Genomic DNA, 2665 nt, shown 5'->3' with positions numbered 1-2665 from the left:
GGTCGGTGCTCACGGCGGGCTGGACCCGCCCCATCACCCCCGGAGAGACGACGAACGACGACGACGAGGCCCTGAGGATCCGTTCGGTGACGTTGCCCCGCCGCCGCTCCTCGACCAGTTCGACCAGCCCGTGCTTCTCGAGTTGCCGCAGGTGATAGTTGAGCTTCTGCCTCGGGACGCCGAGGCGAGCCGCGAGCGTGGTGGCGGACCCCGGTTCGGCGAGTTCGGCCAGCAGACGAGTACGCATGGGGGCCAGCGCGGCGGTGGCCGCCTCCGCGCTGTCGATCACTCCGATGTCCTGCACGCCCGGCCTCCTGTCTCCAACGACCTCGAGCCCTCTTTCCTGCCCACCCTGCTACCGACAAACTTTCTTGTCAAGAAGGATTTTTCCGCCGGTGCGCGGTGAGGGTCACCGACAGCGGGGTGCGCACCGCGGGTACGGGCCACAACACACCGGACCGATGCAGCACTGGCCTACGCTCGGGTCCATGTGCATCCACCACGGCACCGCCACCCTCACCGGCTCCGTGACCCCTCCCGATCCCGCGCGAGAGGCAGCGCGCGTGCGCGCCCTGTGGGAACCGCTGGGTCTACCCGGGATCATCGACGTCCACACACACTTCATGCCCGAGCGGGTGATGGCCAAGGTGTGGGACTACTTCGACGGCGCCGGCCCGAAGGTCGGGCGGACGTGGCCGATCACCTACCGGGAGGCCGAGGACGAGCGGGTCGAGCGCCTGAGGTCCTACGGGGTCCTGGCGTTCTCATCCATGCTGTACCCGCACAAGGCGGACATGGCGGCGTGGCTCAACTCGTGGTCCGCGGACTTCGCGGCACGGCACCCCGACTGCCTGCACACCGCCACCTTCTTCCCCGAGCCGGCCGCCGGCGAGTACGTCCGGGACGCCATCGAGTCCGGGGCCCGGGTGTTCAAATCGCACATCCAGGTGGGCGAGTACGACCCGCGCGACCCACTGCTGGACCCCGTGTGGGGTCAGTTGGCCGAGGCGCGGGTGCCGACGGTGATCCACTGCGGCAGCGGCCCCGTGGCGGGGCCTTTCACGGGCCCGGAGCCGATCGCCGGCGTGCTGGAGCGTTACCCGGACCTGCCACTGATCATCGCCCACATGGGCATGGGCGAGTACTCGGAGTTCCTGGACCTGGCGGAGAGGTACAGCGGCGTCCACCTGGACACGACCATGGCGTTCACCGACTTCGTCGAGGAGATCACCCCGTTCCCCGACTCCGAGCGCGGGCGGCTCGTCGATCTGGAGCACAAGATCCTGCTGGGGACCGACTTCCCCAACATCCCCTACCCGTTCGCGCACCAACTCGACGCGCTCGCGGGCCTCGGGTTGGGGGATGACTGGCTACGGTCGGTGTGGCACGGTAACGCCGCGAGGCTCTTCGACCTCTGACAGGTCGGGCGACGACTGGGGGGCCAGCTGGGGTTCCGGCTGGCGTTCCGGGGCCTCCGTCTGTTCCGGACGGAGCACGCCCCCTGACCGCGTGGGCTGGGAGGGGCCACCCGAGAGGATCCGGCGGCCGGACAACGCGCTACCCAGGGTCAGTTCGTCCGCGAATTCGAGATCCGCACCCATGGGCAGGCCCGAGGCCAGGCGGCTCACCACGAGTTCGGGGAACGGCCGCAGCAGCCGTGCGAGGTATGTCGACGTGGCCTCGCCGGTGGTGTTGGGGTCGGTCGCGATGATGATCTCCGCGATCTCCTCGCCCTCGAACTCCTGACCGACCCGCCTCATCAGGCCCGCGATCCGCAGTTCGTTGGGGCCGATGCCGTTGAGGGGGTCGAGCGCGCCACCGAGCACGTGGTAGAGCCCGCGGAACTCGCGGGTGCGCTCGATGGCCTCGATGTCCTTGGGCTCTTCGACCACGCAGATGAGAGTGGGATCGCGTCGCGGGTCCGAGCAGATGCGGCAGCGTTCGCCCGCCGCCACGGTGCCGCAGACCTCGCAGTAGGAGACGCCGTCGACCACCGCCTGCAGCGCCGAACGCAGCCGCTCCACCGACTCGGGCTCCGCCTGCAGGAGGTGGAAGGCCAGCCGCTGCGCGGACTTCGGACCGACGCCCGGCAGTTTGCCGAGCTCATCGATCAGGTTCTGGACTGGTCCCTCGTACATCGCCGTTCCTGTGCTGTGTTGGTGCCGGCGTCGGTTGCGACACCGGGAGGCGGGTTCCGGACCTCCCCGGATCCCGCCGGGCTCACATGCCCAGGCCACCCATCATGTCGCCGAGGCCACCACCGGAGGCCAGCGGGCCGAGCCGCGACTCCGCGAGCTGCTGGACCTTGGTGTGGGCGTCACCGAAGGCACCCACGAGCAGGTCCTGCAGCGTCTCGATGTCCTCGGGGTCCACGACCTTGGGGTCCACGGTGACCCCGGTGACCTCTCCGGTGCCGCGCATGGTGACGGTGACGAGACCGCCACCGGCCTGACCGTCGACCGTGGTCGCGGCGATCTCCTGCTGCGCCTGGGCGAGCTGGGCCTGCATCTGCTGGGCCTGCTCGAGGAGGGCGTTCATGTCGGGTCCGGGCTGCATGTCGGGTCCTTTCGGCTGGTGCCTCATCTGAGCCGGGGCGGCCCCGGTCGGTCGGGATCCAGGGTAACCGCACCCTCGGACAGCGTGCCCCGCCGCGCGGCGGGCCGAG

At 69.9% G+C, this 2665-nt stretch carries 3 protein-coding genes and 1 pseudogene; 1 reads left to right on the top strand and 3 read right to left on the bottom strand.

All coding sequences use genetic code 11. The features are described from left to right. A partial coding sequence (locus G6026_RS17625) for a helix-turn-helix domain-containing protein (protein ID WP_347238120.1) occupies nucleotides 1-304 on the bottom strand: 304 nt, incomplete at its 3' end. Between the two features lie 184 nt (nucleotides 305-488). Here G6026_RS17625 and G6026_RS15125 point away from each other — a divergent pair. Next, on the top strand, nucleotides 489-1418 hold the full coding sequence (locus G6026_RS15125; RefSeq protein ID WP_194305417.1) for an amidohydrolase family protein: 930 nt from the start codon (nucleotides 489-491) through the stop codon (nucleotides 1416-1418). Nucleotides 1419-1532: 114 nt separating this feature from the next. Here G6026_RS15125 and recR read toward each other — a convergent pair. Then, nucleotides 1533-2138 (bottom strand): annotated as a pseudogene (gene recR, locus G6026_RS15120) (recombination mediator RecR); the annotation flags it as partial. Between the two features lie 82 nt (nucleotides 2139-2220). Then, on the bottom strand, nucleotides 2221-2556 hold the full coding sequence (locus G6026_RS15115) for a YbaB/EbfC family nucleoid-associated protein (RefSeq protein WP_017836347.1): 336 nt from the start codon (nucleotides 2554-2556) through the stop codon (nucleotides 2221-2223). Nucleotides 2557-2665: the final 109 nt, after the last annotated feature.

The organism is Dietzia sp. DQ11-38-2 (genome assembly GCF_014145055.1).
In the GTDB taxonomy this organism is placed as follows: domain Bacteria; phylum Actinomycetota; class Actinomycetes; order Mycobacteriales; family Mycobacteriaceae; genus Dietzia.
Note: the sequence above shows the minus strand (reverse complement) of the source record. Positions and strands in the feature narration are given on the sequence as shown.